This is a genomic window from Methylobacterium sp. P1-11, from assembly GCF_008329595.1.
GTDB lineage: Bacteria > Pseudomonadota > Alphaproteobacteria > Rhizobiales > Beijerinckiaceae > Methylobacterium.
This window is the reverse complement of record NZ_NPKS01000006.1, coordinates 1-24,397: the sequence shown is the minus strand read 5'-3', so window position 1 is coordinate 24,397 and position 24,397 is coordinate 1. Positions and strand designations below refer to the sequence as shown.

Annotated in this window: 21 protein-coding genes; 13 read left to right on the top strand and 8 right to left on the bottom strand. The window is 69.8% G+C overall.

The annotated features are described in order from the left end of the window. Positions 1 to 23 precede the first annotated feature (23 nt). The 3 genes from CIW48_RS07910 (at position 24) to rsmA (ending at position 4,755) form a co-directional block, all read left to right on the top strand. On the top strand, positions 24 to 2,603 hold the full coding sequence (locus CIW48_RS07910) for an LPS-assembly protein LptD (RefSeq protein ID WP_091779370.1): 2,580 nt from the start codon (positions 24 to 26) through the stop codon (positions 2,601 to 2,603). Positions 2,604 to 2,750: 147 nt separating this feature from the next. Continuing rightward, positions 2,751 to 3,866 (top strand): 4-hydroxythreonine-4-phosphate dehydrogenase PdxA, encoded by a 1,116-nt coding sequence (gene pdxA / locus CIW48_RS07905; RefSeq protein WP_149310328.1) that lies wholly within the window; start codon positions 2,751 to 2,753, stop codon positions 3,864 to 3,866. 10 nt (positions 3,867 to 3,876) lie between these two features. Beyond that, positions 3,877 to 4,755, top strand: a complete 879-nt coding sequence (gene rsmA, locus CIW48_RS07900; protein WP_149310327.1) for a 16S rRNA (adenine(1518)-N(6)/adenine(1519)-N(6))-dimethyltransferase RsmA — start codon at positions 3,877 to 3,879, stop codon at positions 4,753 to 4,755. Positions 4,756 to 4,800: 45 nt separating this feature from the next. Here rsmA and CIW48_RS07895 read toward each other — a convergent pair whose 3' ends face one another. The 3 genes from CIW48_RS07895 to CIW48_RS07885 form a co-directional block, all read right to left on the bottom strand. Next, positions 4,801 to 5,769 carry a TIM44-like domain-containing protein gene (locus CIW48_RS07895; RefSeq protein WP_149310326.1) on the bottom strand — a complete coding sequence of 323 codons (969 nt, stop codon included), beginning with the start codon at positions 5,767 to 5,769 and terminating at the stop codon, positions 4,801 to 4,803. A gap of 223 nt (positions 5,770 to 5,992) precedes the next feature. Next, positions 5,993 to 7,090 carry an ATP-binding protein gene (locus CIW48_RS07890; RefSeq protein ID WP_149310325.1) on the bottom strand — a complete coding sequence of 366 codons (1,098 nt, stop codon included), beginning with the start codon at positions 7,088 to 7,090 and terminating at the stop codon, positions 5,993 to 5,995. A 95-nt stretch (positions 7,091 to 7,185) separates the two neighbouring features. Then, positions 7,186 to 7,818, bottom strand: coding sequence for a helix-turn-helix transcriptional regulator (locus CIW48_RS07885; protein ID WP_091779361.1), 633 nt, complete (start codon positions 7,816 to 7,818; stop codon positions 7,186 to 7,188). 316 nt (positions 7,819 to 8,134) lie between these two features. On the opposite strand from CIW48_RS07885, the gene CIW48_RS07880 reads away from it, so the two are divergent. From CIW48_RS07880 to CIW48_RS07865, 4 genes are all read left to right on the top strand, one after another. Then, positions 8,135 to 8,485, top strand: coding sequence for a DUF952 domain-containing protein (locus tag CIW48_RS07880; protein ID WP_149310324.1), 351 nt, complete (start codon positions 8,135 to 8,137; stop codon positions 8,483 to 8,485). Further along, positions 8,482 to 9,558: a quinone-dependent dihydroorotate dehydrogenase gene (locus tag CIW48_RS07875; protein ID WP_149310323.1), complete on the top strand. Its 1,077-nt coding sequence runs from the start codon at positions 8,482 to 8,484 to the stop codon at positions 9,556 to 9,558. The genes CIW48_RS07880 and CIW48_RS07875 overlap by 4 nt, the downstream gene beginning before the upstream one ends. 255 nt (positions 9,559 to 9,813) lie before the next feature. After that, positions 9,814 to 12,111 (top strand): FdhF/YdeP family oxidoreductase, encoded by a 2,298-nt coding sequence (locus CIW48_RS07870; RefSeq protein WP_149310322.1) that lies wholly within the window; start codon positions 9,814 to 9,816, stop codon positions 12,109 to 12,111. Then, complete coding sequence (locus CIW48_RS07865; RefSeq protein ID WP_149310321.1) at positions 12,108 to 12,383, top strand: hypothetical protein; 276 nt, start codon at positions 12,108 to 12,110, stop codon at positions 12,381 to 12,383. Before CIW48_RS07870 ends, CIW48_RS07865 begins: the two co-directional genes overlap by 4 nt. Positions 12,384 to 12,431: 48 nt before the next feature. Here the strand turns inward: CIW48_RS07865 and CIW48_RS07860 are convergent, their stop codons facing one another. Continuing rightward, complete coding sequence (locus CIW48_RS07860) at positions 12,432 to 13,325, bottom strand: CoA ester lyase (protein WP_149310320.1); 894 nt, start codon at positions 13,323 to 13,325, stop codon at positions 12,432 to 12,434. A 215-nt stretch (positions 13,326 to 13,540) separates the two neighbouring features. Between CIW48_RS07860 and CIW48_RS07855 the strand changes: the two genes are divergently transcribed. Beyond that, positions 13,541 to 13,882: a YMGG-like glycine zipper-containing protein gene (locus tag CIW48_RS07855; RefSeq protein WP_149310319.1), complete on the top strand. Its 342-nt coding sequence runs from the start codon at positions 13,541 to 13,543 to the stop codon at positions 13,880 to 13,882. 34 nt (positions 13,883 to 13,916) lie between these two features. Here the strand turns inward: CIW48_RS07855 and CIW48_RS07850 are convergent, their stop codons facing one another. Then, positions 13,917 to 15,281, bottom strand: coding sequence for an MATE family efflux transporter (locus CIW48_RS07850; RefSeq protein ID WP_149310318.1), 1,365 nt, complete (start codon positions 15,279 to 15,281; stop codon positions 13,917 to 13,919). Between the two features lie 165 nt (positions 15,282 to 15,446). Continuing rightward, positions 15,447 to 15,800, bottom strand: a complete 354-nt coding sequence (locus CIW48_RS07845) for a DUF6460 domain-containing protein (RefSeq protein WP_149310317.1) — start codon at positions 15,798 to 15,800, stop codon at positions 15,447 to 15,449. 274 nt (positions 15,801 to 16,074) lie between these two features. Here CIW48_RS07845 and CIW48_RS07840 point away from each other — a divergent pair, with 274 nt between their 5' ends. Genes CIW48_RS07840 through pdeM form a run of 3 tightly spaced genes read left to right on the top strand, consistent with a single transcriptional unit; the run spans position 16,075 to position 20,509 of the window. Then, positions 16,075 to 17,031: an alpha/beta hydrolase gene (locus CIW48_RS07840; protein ID WP_149310316.1), complete on the top strand. Its 957-nt coding sequence runs from the start codon at positions 16,075 to 16,077 to the stop codon at positions 17,029 to 17,031. After that, entirely contained in the window at positions 17,028 to 19,754 is a 2,727-nt protein-coding gene (locus CIW48_RS07835; protein WP_149310315.1) for a ligase-associated DNA damage response DEXH box helicase, read from the top strand. The genes CIW48_RS07840 and CIW48_RS07835 overlap by 4 nt, the downstream gene beginning before the upstream one ends. Positions 19,755 to 19,795: 41 nt before the next feature. Then, positions 19,796 to 20,509, top strand: coding sequence for a ligase-associated DNA damage response endonuclease PdeM (gene pdeM / locus CIW48_RS07830; protein ID WP_149310314.1), 714 nt, complete (start codon positions 19,796 to 19,798; stop codon positions 20,507 to 20,509). 36 nt (positions 20,510 to 20,545) lie between these two features. Here the strand turns inward: pdeM and CIW48_RS07825 are convergent, their stop codons facing one another. Continuing rightward, positions 20,546 to 22,006, bottom strand: a complete 1,461-nt coding sequence (locus CIW48_RS07825) for a PAS domain-containing methyl-accepting chemotaxis protein (RefSeq protein WP_149310313.1) — start codon at positions 22,004 to 22,006, stop codon at positions 20,546 to 20,548. A gap of 207 nt (positions 22,007 to 22,213) precedes the next feature. Beyond that, positions 22,214 to 23,200, bottom strand: coding sequence for a magnesium transporter CorA family protein (locus CIW48_RS07820; RefSeq protein WP_149310312.1), 987 nt, complete (start codon positions 23,198 to 23,200; stop codon positions 22,214 to 22,216). Between the two features lie 211 nt (positions 23,201 to 23,411). Between CIW48_RS07820 and groES the strand changes: the two genes are divergently transcribed. Further along, positions 23,412 to 23,702 carry a co-chaperone GroES gene (groES, locus tag CIW48_RS07815; protein WP_091779337.1) on the top strand — a complete coding sequence of 97 codons (291 nt, stop codon included), beginning with the start codon at positions 23,412 to 23,414 and terminating at the stop codon, positions 23,700 to 23,702. A gap of 74 nt (positions 23,703 to 23,776) precedes the next feature. After that, positions 23,777 to 24,397: TCP-1/cpn60 chaperonin family protein (locus CIW48_RS07810; RefSeq protein ID WP_281407332.1), on the top strand; the 621-nt coding region annotated here is incomplete at its 3' end.

Genomic DNA, 24,397 nt, shown 5'->3' with positions numbered 1-24,397 from the left:
CGTCACAGGGGTTGGGACGCGCGTTGCGTAAGGTCGCCGACATCCTGCGGAAGGCTGGTTTCCGGACCATGCTGGCGCTCGCCGCGCCGCTGGCGGGAGGCCTGTCCGCTCATGCCCAGGGTTTGCCCGCCGTGACGGCCGGCAAGCCGGGCGACAAGCTCCTCGTCGAAGCCGACGAGCTGATCTACGACAACGACAACGGCACCGTGACGGCGCGGGGCAACGCCGAGCTCCATTACGGTCCGCGGACCCTTCAGGCCGACCGGGTGCGCTACGACCGGAATTCCGGCCGCGTCTTCGCCGAGGGCAATGTCCGCCTCACCGAGGCCGATGGCGGCGTCGTGACCGGTGCGCGCATGGAGCTCACCGACGATTTCAAGACCGGCTTCGTCGACGCCTTCCGCGGGCAGCAGACGGTGCAGCGGAAGTTCGAGACCGTGCGGACCCGCTTCTCGGCACCGCGGGCCGAGCGCCTGAACGGCGAGCAGACCAGCTTCGAGTCCGGCAGCTACACGGCCTGCGAGCCGTGCAAGGACAACCCTGAGACGCCCCCGCTGTGGCAGATCAAGGCGAAGAAGATCATCCACGACAACGAGACCCACACGGTCTACTTCGACGAGTCGACGCTCGAGATCGCCGGCATCCCGGTGGCCTACCTGCCGTATTTCGAGGCGCCGGACCCGACAGTGAAGCGCAAGACCGGCTTCCTGACGCCGCGCTTCATCACGACGACCGCGCTCGGCAACGGCGTCTCGCTCCCCTACTTCATCAACCTCGCGCCGAACTACGACCTGACTCTGACGCCGACCCTGCTCAGCCGCCAAGGCCTGCTCGCCCAGGGCGAGTTCCGCCAGCGGATCGACAACGGCTTCTACAACATCCGCCTGTCGGGCATCTCGCAGACGACGCCCTCGGCCTTCCTGCCGAGCCCGCTGGGTGCCGGCGAGCGCGACTTCCGGGGTTCTGTGGAGTCGCAGGGCCGCTTCTACATCAACCCGCGCTGGCGCACGGGCTGGGATCTCGTCGGCGTCACCGACAAGTGGTTCCTCGACAATTACCGGATCCGCAACCAGAACATCACCACGGATTATTTCCGTGAGGCGACCTCGACGGCCTACCTGATCGGCCAGGGCGACCGCTCGTGGTTCGAGGCACGGGGTTACTATTTCAAGGGCCTGTCGAGCTTCGACTGGCAGAAGCAGCAGCCGATCGTCGCGCCGGTCATCGACTACGACAAGCGCATCAACGGCCCGTCGGAGATCGGCGGCGAGGTCCGCTTCCAGGCGAACATCACCAGCCTGACCCGCGAGACCACGCAGTTCCAGGGCCTGCCGCGCACTTCGAGCTACCTGTTCTCGCCGAGCGTGAACGGTGTCAGCTTCCCGCTCTACCAGACCTGCACGGTCTTCCAGCGCGGCCTGTGCGCCATCGACGGGCTCGCCGGCACCAACACCCGCGCCTCCGCGGAACTCTCCTGGCGCCGCAGCTTCATCGACGATTGGGGCCAGAAATTCACCCCGTTCGCGTATCTGCGCACCGACGCGTTCTTCACCAATCCGAGCTTCTCCGGCTACCAGAACGACCTCGCGCCGCAGGTTGCGAAGATCGATGACGGCTTTGCCGGCCGGGTCATGCCGGCGATCGGCCTCGATTACCGCTACCCGTTCGTCGCCAATTTCGGGGCGCTCGGCGTCCACACCCTGGAACCCATCGGCCAGATCATCGCGCGTCCGTCGGAGACCCGGATCGGCCGCCTGCCGAACGAGGACGCGCAGAGCCTCGTCTTCGACGACACGTCGCTGTTCGAATGGGACAAGTTCTCGGGTTACGACCGGGTCGAGGGCGGCGTGCGCACCAATCTCGGCGGCCAGTACTCCGTCGTGACCCCGTCCGGCTGGTACGCCAACGTTCTGTTCGGCGAGTCCATCCAGCTTGCTGGCGTCAACTCGTTCCGCCGTGGCGACATCGCCAATGTCGGCCTCGATTCCGGCCTGGAGACCCAGCGTTCGGACTTCGTCGGCCGCTTCCAGGTCTCGCCGAACCAGAACATCACCTTCATTACCCGGGCGCGGTTCAACCAGTCCGATTTCCACGTGGCGCGGCTGGAGACCGGTGCGACGGCGCGGTTCGCGCCGTTCCTGCCCCTGACCGTGTCGGCCTTCTACTCGTACTACGAGGCACAGCCGCTGCTCGGCTACAGCCATTACCGCGAGGGCGTCACCGCCACGGCGACCTACAACATCACGCCGAACTGGTTCGTCTCGGGCTCGCTGCTGGTCGACCTCACCCACTACCTCGACGTCCGCAACACCTACACGGATGCGCTGAGTTCCTATCTGGCGAACCCGATCGGGACCGTGCCGCTCTATCAGAATCCGGGACGGTTCTACCTGTCCGGCGCGAGCTTCGGCGGCGGCTATCAGGACGAGTGCACCACCGTCTCGCTGAACTACATCAACTCGCCGATCGCCACCGCAACCGGCGTGCGCGAGCGCAATCAGACCGTGCTGCTGCGGGTCGAGTTGAAGACGCTGGGCGAGGCGGACCTGCGCCAGAACGTCGGCACCGCCACCACCGCGGACGGCATCGCCTCGGTGCGGTGAGGAACCCGGGCCCGCGGCGTGCCAGTTCGGCGCCACCTCCGATGCGGCCCTGTCGGTCATCCCGAGCCGAGCGGCGAGATTTCGGCCCGCGCACGGCCGCACCTCCCCGAGGATGCGCCCGCGCCGCGCGGGCGCTATAGACCGCCCATGCCGCCCCTCGCCCTCACCCTCGGAGATCCCGCCGGCATCGGTCCGGAGCTGGCGCTCAGCGCGTGGCTCGGGCGCACCGGCCCGGATCCGTTGCCGCCCTTCTTCCTGGTGGCCGATCCGGACTTCATCGAGCGCCTCGCGCACCGCCTCGACCGGCCGGTACCGGTGGCGGAGGTCGATCCCGAGACCGCCGCCGACGTCTTCCCGCGCGCCCTTCCTGTCGTGCCGCTGCCGAGTGGCGCGAGCATCGCCGCCGAGCCCGGCGTGCCGGATTCCGTCAATGCCAGCGCGACCATCGAGTCGATCGCCGCGGCGGTGGAGTTCGTGAAGGCCGGACGCGCGAGCGCGGTCGTGACCAACCCGATCGCCAAGTTCGTGCTGACCCGGACGGGCTTCGCCCATCCCGGACACACCGAGTTCCTGGCCGCGCTCGCGGTGCCGCCGGGCCGGACCCCGCCCCGGCCGGTGATGATGATCTGGAGCCCCGGCCTGTCGGTGGTGCCGGTGACGATCCACGTGCCGCTGAAGGACGTGCCGGACCTCCTCACCCAGGAGCTCGTCGAGGAGACGGCGACGATCGTCGCCCGCGACCTGCGAGAGCGGTTCGGCATCCCCGAGCCGCGCCTCGTTCTCGCCGGCCTGAATCCGCATGCCGGCGAGGCCGGCACGATCGGACACGAGGATCGCGATGTCCTCGCCCCGGCGGTGGCGCGGTTGCGCGCGCAGGGCATCGACATCCGCGGGCCGCTCCCCGCCGACACCCTGTTCCACGCCCGCGCCCGGGAGACCTACGACGTCGCCCTCGCACCCACGCACGATCAGGCCCTGATCCCAATCAAGACCATCGCGTTCGACGACGGAGTCAACGTCACCCTCGGGCTGCCCTTCGTGCGCACCTCGCCAGATCACGGCACGGCCTTCGATATCGCCGGCCAGGGCATCGCCAGGCCCGACAGCCTCGTGGCGGCCCTGCGCCTCGCGGACCGGCTGGCTGCCAACGTGGCGGTGCGAAGCCACCCGCCGGACGGGGCCGAGATCATCCCGTTCAGCGTCTATGCCGGGCGGCCCCGCCCGGCCGGCGCACGCCATTTCGATCCCGAGGACGAGCTGTGAGGCAGGAACCATGAGCGGCGGAGACGGCCTTCCGCCGCTGCGCGAGGTCGTCGCCCGGCACGGCCTGGAGCCGAAGAAGGCGCTCGGCCAGAACTTCCTGTACGACCTCAACCTGACCGGCCGCATCGCCCGGGCGGCCGGGCCTCTCGCAGGCGTCACCGTGGTTGAGATCGGCCCTGGTCCGGGCGGCCTCACGCGCGCGCTGCTCGCCGAGGGGGCGGCCCGCGTCGTGGCGGTCGAGCGCGACCCGCGGGCCCTGCCGGCGCTCGCCGAGATCGCCGCCCATTATCCCGGGCGCCTGGAGATCATCGACGCCGATGCCCTCGCCTTCGACCCTCGGCCGCTCGTGGGCGCTGGGCCGGCGCGGATCGTCGCCAACCTGCCGTACAATATCGGCACGGCGCTGCTCACCGGCTGGCTCGACGGCGAGGTCTGGCCGCCCTGGTGGGATCAGGCCGTGCTGATGTTCCAGCGCGAGGTCGCGGAGCGGATCGTCGCCGGTCCGGAGCAGCGGGCCGATTATGGCCGCCTCGGTGTCCTGTGCGGCTGGCGGACACAGGCCGAAATCCTGTTCGATGTCAGCCCGTCGGCTTTTGTGCCCCCGCCGAAGGTGACGTCGAGTGTGGTCCGGCTGGTGCCGCGGGCGAAGCCCCTGCCCTGCCGTGCCGCCGCTCTCGAAGCCGTCACGCGGGCGGCCTTCGGCCAGCGCCGGAAGATGCTGCGCCAGAGTCTGAAGGCGCTCACGGCCGAGGCTGGCGCCCTGCTGGCCGCGGCGGGGCTGGCCGAAACGGCGCGGGCCGAGGAAATCCCGGTCGCCGGCTTCGTCGAGCTTGCCAATCTGTGGGACGCACATAGAAAAGCCGGCACCGCGGTGGCGGCGCCGGCTTGAGAACCTGCGCGGTCGCTCCGGCCGTGCGGCCGGAGCACGGGGCGATCAGCGGGTCTGCTGGATCGCCGAGAGCACCCAGCCGCGGCCGGGCTGGCGCAGGAAGGTCCACAACTCCGTCACCTCGGATGAGTCCGTCGAAACGACGCGGCCGTTGGCGCGCTCGACCATCACGTCCTTGAGGGCGTAGCGCATGGCAACGGTGGCGTAGTCGGTACGATCCTCGCCCCAGGCCTCCGCAAGATCACCCTGCAGCAGCTTCACATCCGAGATCTTGTTCACCACGCCGCGGGCCGCGTTGTTGCGCAGCTCCTCGTCGAAGTAGCTGACCATCTCGGGCGTCGACAGGTTGCCCAGGGTCACCCGGTCCTCACGGGAATAGGCGTCCTGGATGTCGCCGAGCAGCCGCTCGAACGCCTGGTAGTCCGCCGGGCCGATCTGCACAGTGCGGGCCTGCGGCGGCCGCTGGCCGCCGAACATGCCGGCCGCGGGACCGGCTGGAGCACCCCCCATCGGGCCGCGGGCGCCCGGCTTGTCGTCGAGCGACGAGCGGGCGTAGGGCGCACCGGCACCGGCCGGCTCATTCCGGCGACGGAAGAAGCGCAGGGCCAGCATTACCACGAGCACGACGAGCCCGACCTGGAACAGCAGGCCGATCATCGACGCGATGCCGCCGAGGCCCCCGAAAAAGCCGCCGCCGAGCAGCGCACCGAGCAGGCCGGCGCCGAGCAGGCCCGCGAAGAAACCGCCGCCGAACCGGCGGCCCGGTGCGGCCGGGGCCTGCATGCCGGGACTGCCCATGCCGGGGGACGGCGCGGTCTGCGAGCGCTGCATCGTCATGCCGCCGCCTGGGGCGGTCGGCGTGGCGGACGGCGCCGTGTAGGTGCGGGAGCCGCGGGATCCAAAGGACCCGCCGCCGCCCGGGCGGGCTTCCGCGACGGGAGCCGCGACGGTCAGCGCAGCGGCCAGCGCCAGGAGGGCGGCCACACGCCTGCGGCGCGAAATCTCAGTAAACATGTACACGCCTCAGAGGACGAGAACCGGAGGGCGCGGAGCGCCAGTGACGATATGGGAACGGCCGGGCGCGGGTTTTAGTCCTTCCGGATAGGGCCGGAATGACGTTTTCCGCCGGATCGCCTCGGACCATAGCCTTCGGCACGAAGGGCCCACGGCCGCGCTGGGCTCGCCAACGTCTCCCATAACCCGGCGTTCTTCGCTCCGGGCGTTACAGCCCGATAGATCAGTGGAGCGTGCGCTCCGGGGCGGCCGGGAAAGACAGGCGCACCTGCGTCCCCTCCCCGGTCCGGCTGTCGATCGTGATAGTGCCGTTCTGGCGCTTCATCAGCCCGTGGACGATCGCGAGGCCCGCGCCGCGCCCCGCCTCGTGGCTTGTCTGAAACGGCGCCAGCGCCCGGGCGAGCATCTCGGGCGACATACCCTGGCCGGTATCGCCGACTGCGATACCGACGCTGCCCTGGCTCGGCTGCTGCAGGGACCGGTCGCCGGGATCGATCCGGAAGGTCGACAGCATCAGGGTCCCGCCCGACGGCATAGCCTCACATGCGTTGGCGACGAGATGCCGCAGGGCGAACTCGATCTGCGTCGGGTTGCTGATCGCCCGAGGCAGGCCCGGCGTTGCCGCGACCGTGAGGCGGATCCCAGGCGGCAGATCGTGTTCCAGGCGGACCGCAAGGTCTGCCACGATCGCGTCGAGGTCGACCGCCCGCACGTCGGGCGCGATGCGGCGGGAATAGGCCAGCAGGTGCCGGGTCAGGATCGCAGCCCGCTCGGTGGCGTCGGCCGATCGAGCGATCGCCCGTTGGACGAACGGCTCCTGCCGATCGCCGAGCCTGCGCTTCAGGCCGTCGATGTAGCCGATCAGGATCTGCAGGAAATTGTTGAACTCGTGCGCGACGCTGTTGGTCAGGAGCCCCAGCGCCTCGCGCTGCCGGGAGAGCGCCAGCGCCCCCTCGGCCTCGCGGCGCGCCGTCTCGTCGAGGATCTGGCCGATCCGGTTCCGGCTGCCGGGCAGCGGTGCCGTCTCCAGGCGGGCCCAGAAGCTGGTCCCGTCCGCGCGGGCGGCCTGAAATTCCTGCCGCTCCGTACTGGCGGGATCGAGAGGCGTCGTACGTTGCGCGAGGATCAGGTCGAGACCCTGCGCGGCGAGCCGCTCAGCCGGATAGCCGGCCAGACGCTCCAGGGCCGGATTGGCGTGGAGGATGCGGCCCTGTGGATCGAGCAGGAGACTGGGCGTCGGCAGCGCGTCGATGAGTGCCCGGGCTTCGCCCGTGAGCGATCCGTCGTCGGCCGCGCTCTGGTCCGTCCCGGGCTGCGCCATGCTGGGTTCGCGCTCAGCGGATGCGGAAGGTCCGCGACGCGCCAGCGATAACGAGGAACATCGTCACGGCCAAGCGTCGAACACGATAGGCGCTGCTATTGGCGCACCCACATCACGCGGGCCATCCAGGCCACCTCGCCGAGGTTCAGGACCCGGTCCTCGTGCTCAGGATTCATGGAGGCCAGCTCGACGGTCCGCGCCGTGCGCCGCTTCAGCTCCTTGGCCAGGACCTCGCCGCCATGCAGGCGGACCACGACTCGGTCGCCCTTGCGGACGCTGGCGGTAGGCGACACGATCAGCACGTCGCCGTCGCGGAATAGCGGCAGCATGGAATCGCCCTGGATCTCCAGCGCGAAGGCGCGCTCCTCGCCGAGATCCGGGAACTCGATCTCCTCCCATCCGGCGCCGCCGGTGGGCATGCCCTCGTCGGTGAACAGGCGGCCGGCTCCGGCCTGCGTCAGGCCGATCAGCGGGACCATGGTGCGGGCGGGGATCTCGCGGGCCTCGATGAGCCGCAGGAATTCGTCGAGGCTCGAGCCGGTCGCGGCCAGGACCTTCGACACCGATTCCGTGGAAGGCCAGCGCTTCCGCCCGTCGGCACCCACGCGCTTCGAGCGGTTGAAGCTGGTCGCATCGAGGCCGGCGCGGCGGGCGAGGCCGGAGGCCGAGTAGCCGTGGCGCTCGGCGAGGCGGTCGATGGCGTTCCAGATCTGCTCGTGGGACAGCATAGCGGGCTCGGAGGCTCACCCTGAGCGGGCCGGCACCCCCGTCTCACCAGCCGGGATCCGGCTGCCTCGGAGGCACGGAGACGGTTTGCCCGCCGGGTCCGTTCGACACCCGCCGGGTACGCGCGGAGATACTTGACAATTCACATTCCGAACCCGCTCAGCCGGTCCGGACGCGGCTGTGTGACGTCCAGCCTAGTCGTAGGAAAGTAGAACTACAGGCGGCAGATTGCAATCGCTCCTCGAATCAGCCGGGGCGCAGCCCGGTTGCCGCCGGCGCCGGGTGCCTCTATCGCAACCTCGTTTCCGGGGAGCTTCGATGCCGCTCATCTACAAGATCTGTCCGCGCGCCCTGTGGCGCGAGGCCGAGGCCGAGGGCCGGTTCACGGGCGCGCCGATCGATCATCAGGACGGCTTCATCCACTTCTCGACCGCCGACCAGGTCGCCGAGACGGCGGCCCGCCACTTCGCCGGGCAGGACGATCTGCTCCTCGTCGCGGTCGAGGCCGGCGCGCTCGGCGACGGCCTGCGCTACGAGCCGTCTCGCGGCGGCGACCTGTTCCCGCACCTCTACGGCCCATTGCCGCTCTCTGCCGTGGTCGCGGTGGACGAAATGCCGCTGGGAACCGACGGGCGGCACGCCTTCCCGGCCAGAATCCTGCCGGCATGATTGCGGCCGCCTTCCCCCTCGTCCGGCCGCTACTCCACCGCCTCGACGCGGAACGCGCGCACGACCTGACGCTCCGTGCCCTGGCGCTGCTGCCCGCGGGCGGCCTGCCGGCGGACGACCCTCGGCTCGCCGTCGACCTGCTCGGCCGCCGCTTCCCCAACCCGGTCGGCCTCGCGGCCGGCTTCGACAAGGGCGCGCGCGTTCCCGACGCGCTGCTCGGCCTCGGCTTCGGCTTCGTCGAGGTGGGCGGGGTCGTGCCGCGGCCCCAGCCCGGCAACCCGCGGCCGCGGGTCTTCCGCCTCGTCGCCGACGGCGCGGTGATCAACCGCTTCGGCCTCAACAGCGAGGGGCTCCAGGTCGTGGCCGAGCGCCTGCGCGCCCGGAAGGGTCGGCCCGGGATCGTCGGCGTCAATATCGGCGCGAACAAGGACTCCGTCGACCGTCTTGCCGACTACGCCGCCTGCACCGCCGTTCTCGCGCCCCTGGTCGACTTCGTCACGGTCAACGTCTCCTCGCCCAACACGCCGGGGCTGCGCGACCTGCAGGGCGAGGCCTTCCTCGACGAGCTGCTCGCCCGGACGGTCGAGGCCCGGGACGCGGCCGGCGCCGGCGCGGCGATCCTCCTCAAGATCGCCCCCGACATGGCACTGGACGCCCTCGACGCGGTCTGTGCCACGGCCCAGCGACGCGGCGTCCAGGCCCTCGTCGTGTCGAACACCACGGTGGCCCGCCCGGCAAGCCTGCGCGAGCAGGGTCTCGCCCGGGAGAGCGGCGGCCTCTCGGGGCGACCGCTCTTCGGCCCGGCGACCCGGATGCTCGCCCAAACCCGCCTGCGCGTCGGGGACGCGCTGCCGCTCATCGGGGTCGGCGGCGTGGACTCGGCCGAGGCCGCCTGGACCAAAATCCGCGCCGGCGCGAGCCTCGTGCAGCTCTACTCGGCGCTGGTCTACGACGGCCCGGGTCTCGTCAGGCGCATCAAGGACGGCCTCCTGCGGCGCATGAAGGAGGCCGGCATCGCCTCCCTCGGGCAGGCCGTCGGGCGCGACGCCGCCGCTCTCGCCCGCGGGGACTGAGCGGGCGCGAGGGCGAATGCGGCGTGGTGCGAGCGGCCGCGCACCGCCGCGGATCGCGGCGACGGCGCGGCCCGTGAACGGGGCCGAGCCAGCCAAATTTTTTGCAGCCGCAGTTTAGAAAGGCTTTGCACAGCCGGAGCTTAGCCTGTGCCCCGTGCATGAGGGGCCTGCGCCGGCACGCCATTGTGAGGGAACTGGAGAGGCGCTTATCTCGCGGTTGCGAGACACATCGCGTCAGCCAATCCAGGACGGTTCATGGCCCAGTCTGAAGGGTCTTCCAAGCGCTCCTCCGCCGCCGGCGGCTGGGGTGCTCTGAAGAGCTGCGGCAAGCACCTGCTCGGCAGCCGCGCGCCCCTCACCGGCGCCCGCGCGCTGCTGAAGGCGAACCAGCCCGACGGGTTCGACTGCCCCGGCTGTGCCTGGGGCGACCCGGAGCACGGCTCGTCCTTCGAGTTCTGCGAGAACGGCGTGAAGGCGGTCTCCTGGGAGGCTACCGACAAGCGCACGAAGCCGTCCTTCTTTGCCAAGCACACGCTGACGGAGCTGCGCGGCTGGAGCGACTTTGCCCTGGAGGGCCAGGGCCGCCTAACGCATCCGATGCGCTACGACGCGGCGAGTGACCGCTACCTGCCGGTGAGTTGGGAGGACGCCTTCGCGGAGATTGGCGCGACCCTGCGCGGGCTCGACCATCCGGACCAGGCCGAGTTCTACACCTCGGGTCGCGCCTCCAACGAGGCAGCCTACCTGTACCAGCTCTTCGCCCGCGCCTACGGGACCAACAACTTCCCCGATTGCTCGAACATGTGCCACGAGGCGAGCGGCGTCGCCTTGATCGAGGCGATCGGCATCGGCAAGGGCACGGTCCTGCTGGAGGATTTCGAGAAGGCGGACGCGATCTTCTGCGTCGGTCAGAATCCCGGCACCAACCATCCGCGCATGCTCGGCGACCTGCGCCGGGCGGCCGAGCGCGGCGCCAAGGTCGTGGTGCTGAACCCCGTACGCGAGCGCGGCCTGGAGCGCTTTGCCGACCCGCAGAACACCGTCGAGATGCTGCGCGGCGCGAGCCGTCCCATCGCCAGCCACTACCTGCAGCCGCGCTCGGGCGGCGACATGGCGGCCTTCCGGGGCATCGCCAAGGTCGTGTTCGCCCGCGACGCCGAGGCGCTGGCGGCCGGCCGGCCCTCGCTCCTCGACCGCGCCTTTCTGGAGCACCACACCGCCGGGCTCGACGCGTACCGCGCCGCCGTCGCGGCGACGTCCTGGGACGCGATCCTCGACCAGTCGGGCCTTACGATGGACGAGATCGCCGCCATGGCGGACGTCTATCTCGGCGCCCAGCGGGTCATCGCCACCTGGGCCATGGGCGTGACGCAGCACCGGCACTCGGTGGCGACGATCCGGGAGATCGCCAACCTGCTGTTCCTGCGCGGCCATATCGGCCGGGCCGGCGCGGGCCTCTGCCCGGTGCGCGGCCACTCGAACGTGCAGGGCGACCGCACGGTCGGCATCAACGAGCGCCCGCCCGCCGCCTTCCTGGATTCCCTGGAGCAGCATTTCGGCCTCGCCATGCCGCGCCGGCACGGCCACAACGTGTTGGCGGCGATCCGCGCCATGCGGGACGGCACGGCGAAGGCCTTCATCGGGCTCGGCGGCAACTTCCTGCGGGCGACCCCCGACACCCCGGTGGTGGCGCAGGCGCTCGCGTCCTGCCGGCTCACCGTGCACATCGCCACGAAGCTCAACCACGCCCATCTGGTGCCGGGCGCCGTCGGCTACCTGCTGCCCTGCCTCGGCCGCACCGAGATCGATCGGGGCGCCGAGGGCAAGATCCAGATCGTGACCGTCGAGGATTCGATGAGCATGGTCCACGGGTCGGGCGGCATCAACAAGCCGGCCTCGAAGGAGCTGCGCTCCGAGATCGCCATCATCGCCGGCATGGCGCAGGCGACGGTCGGCTCCGCGGCCATCGACTGGGCCGGGTTCGCCGCCGATTACGACCGGATCCGCGAGGCGATCGCCGCCACGATCCCGGGCTTCACCGGTTACAACACCCGGGTGCGCAAGCCGCGCGGCTTCATGCTGCGCAACCTCGCCGCCGAGCGGGTGTTCGAGACGGCCACCGGCCGGGCCAATTTCTCGGCCGACACCCTCCCGGCTGAGACCGAGCACCAGGCCGCCCGGAAGACACACGACACCTTCGTGCTGCAGACCTTCCGCAGCCACGACCAGTACAACACGACGATCTACGGCCTGGATGACCGCTACCGCGGCGTCTACGGCGAGCGCCGCGTGATCTTCGCCCATCCGGACGATCTCGCGGAGATCCGCGACCGGCTTGGCGAGCGGGTCGACGTTGTCGGCACGCACGACGACGGCATCACCCGCCGAGCGGAGGATTTCCGCCTCGTGCCGTTCGACATGCCGCGGGGCGCCCTGGCCGGCTACTACCCGGAGCTGAACGTGCTGGTGCCGCTCTCCACCTACGGTGAGAAGAGCGACACGCCGACCTCGAAGTCGGTGCTGGTCACCCTGCAGGCGCGCGCGGCCGCGTGAGCACGGAGCCCGACGAGGCGGCGTTCGTCGCCGCCCTCGACCGGGTGTCGGCCGCCCGGTCCGATCTCGACCCGCTGGCGGCGGGCCTCCTGGCGGCGCTGGATCTCGGCCTGCCGGGCGACAGCCGCGCCTTCGCCCGCACCTTCGGGGTGGCGCACGCCCTCGTGCTGCGCGCCCTCGCCGGCCTTGAGGAGGCGGGGCTCGTCGCCGTCACAGCGCGCGACGGCCGCACCCAGCGGACGCGTTACGGCCCCCCCGGATCCGCGGCGTGAGTGCCGAGACCCGCGGCACCCGAGGGGCGCCGCGGGCTGGACGGTGGTTCAGAACCCCTTCGCCCTGATCGCCTCGGCCCAGGTCACGGCCCGGCGGTTCACGCCGAGATGCTGCCGCTCGTAGAGCCGGCCCTCCAGCTTGATCGCGCCGCGCTTGGCGTATTCCGGGCGCTCGAACGCCTCGATCACCAGCTTGGCCCGGCGCACCTCCTCCTCGGTGGGCGCGAAGGACGTGTTGGCCGGTTCCAACTGCGTCGGGTGGATGAGCGTCTTGCCGTCGAAGCCGAGGTCCCGGGCCTGACGGCACTCGTCGCGGCAGCCCTCGGTGTCGGCGATGTCGTTGTAGACGCCGTCGAGGATGGCGAGCCCTTCCGCCCGCGCGGCGGCCAAGGCCATCATCATCCAGGGCAGCATCGGCACGCGCCCGGGGACGATCTTTGCCCAGGTGTCCTTGGCGAGGTCGTTGGTGCCGAGCACGAGACAGGTCAGGCGGTTGCGCGGGTCGCGCTTCGCCCGGGCGATCTCCTGGATGTTCAGGATCGAGGCCGGGGTCTCGATCATCGCCCAGATCGCGAGGCCGTCCGGCGCGTCGAGGGATTCGAGACGGTCGGCGATGCTCTCCAGCACGGCCGGGGACGACACCTTCGGCATCAGGATCGCGTCGGGCTTGGCCTCGATGGCGGCGTGGAGATCTGCCTCGCCCCACGGTGTCTGAGGCGCGTTGACTCGGATGATCAGCTCGCGGCTGCCGTACGCGCCGCTCTTCACGGCGGCGCAGACCTGCTCGCGGGCGATCTCCTTCTCCTCCGGGCCGACGGCGTCCTCGAGGTCGAGGATGATGCTGTCGACCGGCAGGGTCTTGGCCTTGTCGAGCGCCCGCTGGTTCGAGCCGGGCATGTACAGCACGCTCCGGCGCAGGCGCAGATCGGTCGTCGTGGCCATCGGGTTCTCCCTCCTGGGCCGTCGCGCGGCCTCCCGTCGTTGCGCTGCACCCTAAAGCACGAAGCCGGCCGCGCCACACCCCAAAGGTCGGGGCGGGTGAGTCCCCGCGCCGTTTGATACCGCGCCGTCTCTCGGCAGATTCAAGCCGCGGTTTGGTCATGTTCCGCCGCTTAAAGGCCGGACGAAACCAATTCTCGGGATCCGGAACCTCTACGATGCGCAAAGTCCTGGTCACCCTCGCCTTGCTCGGGACATTGGCCGCCCCCGAGGCGGCCCGCGCCCAGAGCCGGACCACCCTCGGCGTCGGGTCCGGCGCAGTCGCGGGCGCGCTGGTGGGCGGGCCGATCGGCGCTGTCGCCGGGGCGGTGGTCGGCGGCTTCGTGGGGAACTCGTCTGAGCGCGGGCGCCGGCACGTCCGCCGGGGCCGCCGCTACGGCTACGCGGCACCGCGCCGCTCGTACCCGCGCCGGGCGGAGGCCGTCGTGCCGCGCACCACGGGCTCTGTCGCCCGCCCCGCGCCGGCGGCCCAGCCCACCACCTGGAAGGATCCGCGCTGATCAATCCTCGTCTGTCTCCGCGAGCGGAACCCGCCTAGGTCGCCGGTTCGAGCGCGGCGGGAGCGGGTGTCCGGAACGTGCCCCGGGCGAGGCGCGGGAAGGCGATCGCCTGTCCGAGGCCCCGGGCGCCCAGGAAGCTCACGAAGGCGAGCCACAGCCCGGTATTGCCGAGACCCAGGCTCTCGACCAGCGCGAGGACCGCGCAGTAGGCCGCGAGGGCGCAGACCATCAGGTTGCGCATCGCCCGCGTCCAGGTCGCGCCGATATAGATCCCGTCATACGCGAAGGGCGCCGCGGCGGCGAGCGGCGCCAGGGCCGCGAGGACGAGGTAGGACCGCGCGGCTTCGCGCACCGGCCCGTTCGTCGTCACCGCATCGATGAAGGCCGCGCCGCCCGCCAGCGACAGCAGGCTGACCGCGAGCCCGAAGCCGAGGCACCAGCGCAGGCTCAACGCGGCGGCCGCGTCGAACGCCTCCGGATCCCGGGCGCCCACCGCCTGGCCGCACAGGGTCTCGGCCGCGGTGGCGAAGCCGTCGAGGAAGAACCCGCCGATCAGGAAGAGATTCCACAGGACCGAGTTCGCCGCCAGCACCACGTCGCCCTGGCGGGCGCCCAGCGCGGAGAACAGCACGATGCCGGCGATCAGCGCGAGAGTCCGTAGGATGACGTCGCCGTTGACGCTGAGCGTCCGGCGGAGCGCCGCGGCGTCCCGCAGGTCGCGGAGCGGCACCCGGAAGGGCCGCGAGCCGAGGCGCGCCAGGAGGATCAGCCCGAGGCCGAGCCCAACCGCCTCGGCACCGAGGGTCGCAAGCGCCGCGCCGGCGAGGCCAAGGCCGAAGCCCAGGACCAGGGTGAGCGTCAGCGCGACGTTGGTCAGGTTGATGGCAATCTGCAGCAGCAGGCCGAGATCGGTGCGCCCGCGCCCCAGGACCGAGCCGAGCACGCCGTAGCTCGCGAGGACGAACGGCGCGGACAGGATGCGGATGTGGAAGTAGGTCGCGAGACCGGCGATCACCGCCGCGCTCGCCCCGCTGGTCGCGAAGGCGAGCCGCGCGAGCGGCCCCTGCAGGACCACCAGGACAAGGCCGATCACGGCGCCCGCCGCCAGCGCCCGCGCCAGGATGCGGTCGACCTCGGCGCCGTCCCGCCCGCCGACCGCCTGCGCGGTCAGGCCGGCGGTTGCCATGCGGAGCGCCCCGAACGACCAGAAGATCGCGTCGAAGATCACCGCGCCGAGGGCGATGGCGCCGAGCAGCGCCGCGTCGCCGAGCCGCCCGATCACCGCCGCGCCGACGAAGCCGAGCATCGGCGTCGTAGCGTTGGCGATCGTCATGGGCAGCGCCAGGGCCAGGACGCGGCGGTTCGTCGGTCGGCCCGTGCTGGCGACGGCGTGCATCATGTCTCACGCTAAGAGACGCTCCGCCCGCGCAAAGCGGGCTGATCGCATCGGCGGGTTGCGGTGACGGGCGGCCTCGTGATCGGCGCACGGATCGCGCCCGATAGGTCCGAACCCGTGGCGCCCCGGAACGATGGGCGCGACCGTTCCGGATCGGCCTCGGATCCGTCAGCGGGAGACGGCGAAGAGGCGCGCAACCAGCCAGAGGGGTACGACCACGACCGCCCCGGCGACGATCCAGCCGCCGAAATCGTGGAGCGAGGCGAGACCGACCTCCACCAGCGCTCGGGCCGAATCATAGACGTGCCAGAACAGCCGCCCCGGCGTCAGGCCGAGCATCGACATGAAGGCGCCGACCAGCACCGACAGGAACAGGAGCCGCAGGAACACGCCGGCGGGCGAGCCGCCAAGGAACCGCCGCAGCGCGGAGCGGTGCGACCGGTAGCTGTCCGCCCCGTAGGCGGCGTTCGGCGGGGCGCCCTGCTGATAGTCTTGCCGGCGCCGGTCGTGATCGACGAGCATTGCGTCCTCGTGAAGCCTCAGGACCCTCGGATCGGCGACGAAGCGGGCGGAACCGTGGCCGGCGCACCACACCGCGTCGAAACCCGAGCGCGGATCAGGCGTTGGCGGGTTTCCCGCGCGACATGCAGATGGCAAGCGGCGTCGCGCGCGCCAAGATGCCGGACGGGGTGATCGCGACGCGGGACTTTCGCGGCGCGGCCTCGACCAAAGGGAGAACTCCCGAGAATCGGGGTTGGTGTGAGAGGCTCTGAGTGCTGACGGGACCATACGCACGATGATCGACCACGCCCTGTTCGACCCGGCGACGATCGATCCTGAGACGATCCGGATCAATGCCGAGATCGTGGCAGCGCATGCTGCCCTGCCCGATCCCTGGTCCCTGCCGATCGCCGAGGTGCGCGAGCGGCGCCGCCAGGGCACCAAGGCGGCGCCCGCCATGCCGCACAGCGCCCGGGCGGAGTGGCTCACCATCGAAGGGCCCGGCGGCCCGCTCAAGCTCCGCGTGGTCCGGCCCAAGCCCGGCACGAAGCTGCGCGGCGCCTACCTGCACATCCACCGCGGCGGCTGGGTCTGGGGATCCGCCGACGAGCAGGATCCCTGGCTCGAGCGGATCGCCGATACCTGCGGCTTCGTCGCCCTGTCGGTCGAGTACCGCCTCGCCCCCGAGCATCCCTATCCGGCGGCTCTGCTCGACTGCGAGGCCGCCGCCCTGTGGCTGGCCGGTCCCGGGAAGACCGAGTTCGGCATCCATGCGCTGACCATCGGCGGCGAGTCGGTGGGCGCGCACCTCGCCGTGATGGTGCTGCTGCGGCTGCGCGACAAGCACAACCTGCCGCGGGCCTTCCGGGGCGCCAACCTCAATGCCGGCTTCTTCGATCTCGGCCTGACTCCGTCGGTGCGGAATTGGGGCGAGGAGCGGCTGGTCGTGAACACCCGTGACCTGACCAAGTTCGCCGACGGCTACGTTCGCGAGGGCATCGACCGGCGCCGTCCGGACGTGTCACCGATCTATGCCGAGTTGAAGGGCTTGCCGCCGGCCCTGTTCACCATCGGCACTGCCGACCCCCTCCTCGACGACACGCTGTACATGTCGGCGCGCTGGGCAGCGGCGGGGAACGGCGGCCACACGGCGGTCTATCCCGGCGGCTGCCACGTCTTCGCCCGCTACCCGAGCCCGATGAGCGAGCGGGCGCTGGAGCTCATCGACCGTTTCCTTATGGCTCTCGCCTGAGCGACCCGTCCGAGATCCTGCCGGAGCGGTTCCGCGCCTGGTTCGCAGGGCGCGGCTGGGCGCCGCGACCGCACCAGCTCGATCTCCTGCGGATCGCCGGCGCCGGCCGCTCGGCCCTGCTGGTGGCGCCGACCGGCGCCGGCAAGACGCTGGCCGGCTTCCTGCCGAGCCTCGTCGCCCTCGCCGAGCGCGGGCCGCAGAAGAAGGCGGTGGGTCTCCACACCCTCTACGTCTCGCCCCTGAAGGCGCTGGCCGTGGACATCGCCCGCAACCTCGACGCGCCGATCGCCGAGATGGCGCTGCCGGTGCGCGTCGAGACCCGCACCGGCGACACGCCGGCCCATAAGCGCACCCGCCAGATCAGCCGGCCGCCCGACATCCTGCTGACCACGCCCGAGCAGCTGGCGCTGCTGATCGCCCATCGCGAGGCGGCGGCGTTCTTCTCCGGCTTGCGCTGCGTGGTGCTCGACGAGCTGCACGCGCTGGTCACGTCGAAGCGCGGCGACCTGCTGTCCCTGGCGCTGGCCCGCCTGCACCGGCTGAGCCCTGGGCTGGCGGCGATCGGGCTCTCCGCGACGGTGCGCGAGCCGGATGAATTGCGAAAGTATCTGGTGCCGCAGGGGCCGCTTCCCCCTCCCCCCACCGCGGGCACGCCTTTCAGATTGCACGAAGACACGGCCAACACGGCTACGGGACCGGGCGCGGGTCCCCTCTCCCGTGCGGGAGTGGGACAGGGTGAGGGACGAGAGCTTTCAGAACGTGGCTCGACCGCGCCGCGCGGCGACGACGTGCCTGATCCTGAACCGTCTCGGCCCTCACGCCAGCCCTCTCCCACACGGGAGGGGTGGCAGGTCGGACCGCCCATGGCCGACCTCGTCACGGTGGCCGGCGGCGCCAAGGCGGATCTGCGCATGCTCGACCTCGGTCGGGCGCTGCCGATCTCCGGCCACACCGCCTGGCACTCGATGCCGGCAATCTATGACCTCATCCGGGAGCACCGGACGACGCTGGTCTTCGTGAACACCCGTCTCCAGGCCGAGTACACCTTCCAGGAGCTGTGGCGGCTCAACGAGGACGCGCTGCCGATCGCGATCCACCACGGCTCGCTCGACGCCCAGCAGCGCCGCCGGGTCGAGGCCGCCATGGCGGCGGGTCAGCTCCGGGCGATCGTCTGCACCGCCACCCTCGACCTCGGCATCGACTGGGGCGACGTCGACCTCGTGGTCAATGTCGGCGCGCCGAAGGGGGCGAGCCGAATCATGCAGCGGATCGGCCGGGCCAACCACCGCATGGACGAGCCCTCGAAGGCCTATCTCGTCCCGGGTAACCGCTTCGAGATGCTGGAATGCCAAGCGGCGCTGGATGCCGTCGAGGAGGCCGCGCAGGACACGCCCGACGCTCGCCAGGGCACCCTCGACGTGCTCGCGCAGCACGTGCTCGGCATGGCTTGCGCCGACGCCTTCGACCCCCTCGACCTCTACGACGAGATCGTCTCGGCCGCGCCCTATGCCGGCCTCACCTGGGAGACCTTCGAGCAGGTGGTCGATTACGTCGCCACCGGCGGCTACGCGCTGCGCGCCTACGAGCGCTTCGCCAAGATCCTGCGCGGGCCGGACGGGCTCTGGCGTGTGCGCGACGCCCGCACCGCCCAGGCCTACCGGATGAATGTCGGCACCATCGTGGAGGCGGCCCGGGTGAAGGTCCGGCTCGGCCGGACCCTGCGCGGCAAGCCCGGCACCGTCCTGCCGAAATCCGGCCGGGTGCTCGGCGAGATCGAGGACGAGTTCGCCGAGACGCTCACCGTCGGCGACACGTTCCTGTTCGCGGGTGAGACCCTCCGCTTCGAAGGGCTCGCCGAGGACGAGTGCCTCGTCACCCGCGCGCCGGCCGGCACCGACCCGGCGATCCCGTCCTACGCGGGCGCGAAGTTCCCGCTCTCGACCTTCCTGGCCGCTCGGGTCCGGGCGCTGATCGCCAACCCGTTCGAGTGGGATCGCCTGCCCGAGCAGATCGGCGCGTACCTGCTCCAGCAGCGCCGCCGTTCGGTCCTGCCGGGCGAGCGGGACCTGCTCGTGGAGACCTTTCCGCGCGGCAAGCGCTACTACCTCACGGCTTTCCCGTTCGAGGGCCGCCTCGCCCACCAGACGCTCGGCATGCTGCTGACCCGGCGCCTGGAGCGCGCCGGCCTGCGCCCGCTCGGTTTCGCGGCCAACGATTACGGCATCGCCATCTGGACGACCCGCGACGTCTCCGAGCGCGCCGCCCGCGATCCCGACTTCATCGGCGACCTGTTTGCGGTCGACATGCTGGGCGATGACTTGGAGGCGTGGCTGGACGAATCGGCCATGATGAAGCGCACGTTTCGCCAGTGCGCGGTGATCGCCGGCCTGATCGAGCGCCACCATCCGGGGCAGAAAAAATCCGGGCGGCAGGTCACGATCTCGACCGACCTGATCTACGACGTGCTGCGCAAGCACCAGCCCGACCACCTTCTGCTGCGGGTGGCGCGGCAGGATGCGGCAACCGGACTCCTCGACGTGAGGCGCCTCGGCATGATGCTAGAGCGCATTCAGGGGCGAATCATCCACAGGTCTCTCGACCGGGTCTCGCCGCTCTCCGTATCCGTGATGCTCGAGATCGGGCGCGAGCGGGTCTACGGCGAGGGCGCCGACGAGATCCTGGCCGAGGCTGAGGCGGAGCTTCTCCAAGAGGCTCTGTCCTGACCGCCGATCCGCCCTCTCCCGACGACACCGAGGATGCGATCTTGGCGGCCGGCCTGAGACTCGAGAAGACGCACAAGCACCCCACCCTGCTTCTGGCGGGCGAGACACTGATGCTCGACCTCTGCGGCGGCCTCTGGCTGCCGGAGCACCGGACGCTGATCGTGTCCGACCTCCACTTGGAGAAGGGCTCGTCCTACGCGGTGCGCTCCGGCCAGTTCCTGCCGCCCTACGACACCCGCGAGACGCTCGCCTGCCTGCACGAAGCGGTGGTGCGTCACGACCCCGCCCGGGTGGTCGCGCTGGGCGATTCCTTTCACGATGCCCGCGGGCCCGAGCGCATGGAGCCAGGCGATCGCGCAATGGTGGCGGCGCTGCAGGCGGGCCGGGATTGGGTCTGGATTGCCGGCAACCACGATGCCGCCGTCAACGAAGGGGTCGGCGGCCGCTATGCCGAGGCGCTGGCCATTGGTGGCCTCGTCCTGCGCCATGTGCCGAGCCCGGAGACCGTGCCGGGCGAGATCGCCGGCCATCTCCACCCTTGCGGGAAGGTCGCGATGCGCGGGCGAGCCATCCGACGCCGCTGCTTCGTCACGGACGGCCGCCGCCTCGTGATGCCAGCCTTCGGGGCCTATGCCGGCGGCCTGAACGTCCGCGACAAGGCCATCGAGAGCCTGTTCCAAAACGGGTTCACCGCCCATCTCCTGGGAGACGGGCGGGTCTTCGCCATCGGACGGGCGCAGCTCGCCCGGGATTGAGGGTGCACGTCCGCGCGCGATGCGGCGTGACCGGGATCAGGCCGTCTTCATGAACCGGATCACGCTGTCCGACAGGCTCGCCGAATGGCCCGCGAGGCTCTCGGCGATGCCCTGGACCGTCTGGGCGAGCTGACCGGTGGCGCTGGCGGCCTCAGAGACGCCGCCGATATTGCCCGCCATCTCGTGAGTCGAGACCGCCTGCTCCTCGACGGCGCTCGCCATCGCCAGGGTGAGCTTGGACAGTTCGTCCACCGCCGTCGTGATCATCTCGATGGCGCCGACCGCCTCGCCCGTTGCGCTTTGGATCGCTGAGACCTGCTGGGTGATCTCGCCGGTGGCCTTGGCGGTCTGCTCGGCCAGCGCCTTCACCTCGCTGGCCACCACGGCGAAGCCGCGGCCGGCGGCGCCGGCGCGAGCCGCCTCAATGGTGGCGTTCAGCGCCAGAAGGTTGGTCTGGTCGGCGATCGACTTGATCATGCCCACCACCGCGTCAACCTTGCGGGCATTCTCGGCAAGCTGCCGCATGGTTGCGTCGGTTGTTCCGGCCTGAGCGGCGATCTGCTGCGCGCGCTCCGAAACCCGCCCGACTTGGCCAGAGATCTCCTGGATCGCGCCGTTCATCTGCTCAGAATTCGCAGCAACCGACGAGGCCTTGTGGCGTGCGGACTCGGCGGACTGCATCAGCCCCTCGGCCGAACTCTGCATCTCTTGGATCGCGGTGCCGACCGCGTCGACGACCCGCTTGACGTCGATCTCCATGTTGACCTGGGCGGTGACGACGGCCCACGTCAGCATCGGGCCGATATACTGACCCTTTTCGTCGTTTACGGCCGTGACCCGCAGGTTGAGGGTCTCGGGACCGACCTTGATCTTGGTGGTGTGCGGCAGGCGGCTCGCATCTGCCAGCATGGTGCGCTGGTGGCTCGGGTTCTTGTGGAAGATGTCGAACGACCGGCCGAGCATGTCGTCGACCTTGACTGGCAGATGCTGGTCGATCGTTCCGAGAGTTCGGCGCGATGTGGCGTTCATATAGTCGATCTTGAAGTCGTTCTTCAGATCGGCCGTCATCACCGCCACCGGGACGTTGTCGATCATCGTCAGGAGCCGGTTGATCTCCTTCTTCTTCGCGGAGATGTCCGAGGCGAACTTGACCACCTTGATCGGTCGGCCGCGGGCGTCGAGCACGGGATTGTATGTCGCCTCCAGCCAGACCGAGTCCCCCGCCTTGTCGATGCGCAGAAACTCGCCCGTGACGTATTGGCCGTCCTTCAACTTGTCCCAGAAGGCCGTATATTCCGCCGAGTCGGCATAGCTCTTGTCAACGAAGATGCGATGATGCCGATTCTGAACGTCGGTCAGATTGTACTTCATCACCTTCAAAAAATTCTGGTTCGCATGGACGACGGTTCCGTCCATCGAGAATTCGATGATTGCGAGCGAGCGATCCAAGGCATCAATCTTGGCCTGGGCTTCGCTGAAATTGTTACGGTTGAACATGTCGGTGCTCGCATTCCCCGTTGGCGGGTATAGCGTCGCAGCATTAATGAAGCCTTTCATCGGCCAGTTTGGCAGTCTCCACTCGAGCACAGCCCGGCCGAAATCTTCCGATGGCAATAACCTCGCTTCAAATCGCTAGAACGGTCCTTTGTCGCTGCATATCTTGATTGAGATATTGACTGAAATACATACAAATTCGTGCGAATATCAGAACCATCCGCGCATGCGAAAGTATATTATCGGCGCGACCGCGCTGAGAAGGATGAGGCCTAATGCGTAGGGGTAGCCGAGGGTCCAATCCAGTTCCGGCATGTGCTTGAAATTCATGCCGTAGATCGACGCGATCAGAGTCGGCGGTACGCCGACGACCGAGACGACGGTGAGCACCCGGAAGACGTTGTTCTGCTCTATGGTGATGAGGCCGAGGGCGGCGTCGAGCAGAAACTGCACGTTCTCCGCCAGGCGCGTCTCGAATTCGTCGAGCGATTCGATGTCCCGCTTGATCGTCTCGAAGCGGGGATCCTCCGGCAGGCCGATACCGTCGCAAGCTGCGGAGACGAACGGAACAATCCGTTCGAGTCCGAGCAAGCTCGACCGGATCTTCCCCAGAGCCTTCCCGCGGTTGCTGATGCCGCGCAGGATCCGCCGCAGGGCGAGATCGCGGCGACGGGGCGGCGGGCTCTCCAGGCGCCGCCGTTCGGCGCCGCGGACGTCGAAATCGAAGATCCGGGTCGAGAGTGTGTCGAGCTCCGATCCCATATCCTCCAGAGCGTCCGCGAGGCTGTCGACCAGTTCCTCCAGGACCACGAGGAAGATCTCGCTGGGTGTCGTGCTGCCATCCCCGTCCGCAATGCGCTTCGCCGAGGATTCGAAGGCGCGCAGGTCGTGGAAGCGGATCGTGACGAGGTGGTCCTTGGTCAGCAGGAAGCCGAGCGGCTTCAGCTGCGAAGCGCTCTGCTCGAAGGTGATCATCGGCGTCGAGAGTGAGAGGCCGCCTTTGACCCGGCGCAGGCGGCTTGAGGTTTCGACTTCCGAGAGTGCCGCCCGTGACGGCACGCGCAAGCCGGTCGCGGCCTCGACTGCCTTGGCTTCCTCTGGAGTCGGGTCGTTCAGGTCCAGCCAGACGGTGTTGCGTCCGATCGCGCTGCCGGGCTGCTGCGCCACCGGGCCTTCGGGTCCGTGCAGGCTTAACATGAACGCGCGTTATCCATGGGGCGTAAAGGAGCCGTCGGCGCGTCATCGCGCCGTCGCGCGGGGATGCGACAGCCTTGACTCGGAACCGCAGCGAGCCTATCTCGCGGCCGTCTTTGGCACTCGCCGAGACAGAGTGCTAACAGTCGAGTTCGCGAGCGGTCCCGCCGGCCGCATCAACGCCAACTCCAGACCTGAAGCAAGAGGGCAGCTCATGAAGTTCCGTCCGCTGCACGACCGCGTGGTCGTCCGTCGCATCGAAGGCGAAGAGAAGACCAAGGGCGGCATCATCATCCCGGACACCGCCAAGGAGAAGCCGCAGGAGGGCGAGGTCGTCGCCGTCGGCCCCGGCGCCCGCGACGAGTCCGGTCGCGTTAACGCGCTCGACGTCAAGGCCGGCGACCGCGTCCTGTTCGGCAAGTGGTCCGGCACCGAGGTCAAGATCGACGGTCAGGACCTTCTGATCATGAAGGAATCCGACATCATGGGCGTCGTCGCCGCCTGATTGGGTCATCCGTCATCGCCCTTTGAGGCCTTCACCGGCCTTGGGGCTCAATCCAACTAGACAAGAGGCAAACCATGGCAGCGAAAGACGTTCGTTTCTCCGCCGACGCCCGCGATAAGATGCTGCGCGGTGTCGACATCCTCGCCGATGCGGTGAAGGTGACGCTGGGCCCGAAGGGCCGCAACGTCGTGATCGAGAAGAGCTTCGGCGCCCCGCGCATCACCAAGGACGGTGTGACGGTCGCCAAGGAGATCGAGCTCGCCGACCGCTTCGAGAACATGGGCGCCCAGATGGTGCGCGAAGTGGCCTCGAAGACCAACGACATCGCCGGCGACGGCACCACCACCGCGACCGTGCTGGCCCAGGCCATCGTCCGCGAGGGCGCCAAGTACGTCGCCGCCGGCATCAATCCGATGGACCTGAAGCGCGGCATCGACCTCGCCACGGCTGCCGCCGTGAAGGACATCACCGGCCGCGCCAAGAAGGTCTCGACCTCCGACGAGGTCGCCCAGGTCGGCACGATCTCCGCCAACGGCGACAAGGAGATCGGCGAGATGATCGCCCACGCCATGCAGAAGGTGGGCAACGAGGGCGTGATCACGGTCGAGGAGGCCAAGACGGCCGAGACCGAGCTCGACGTCGTCGAGGGCATGCAGTTCGACCGCGGCTACCTCTCCCCGTACTTCATCACGAAT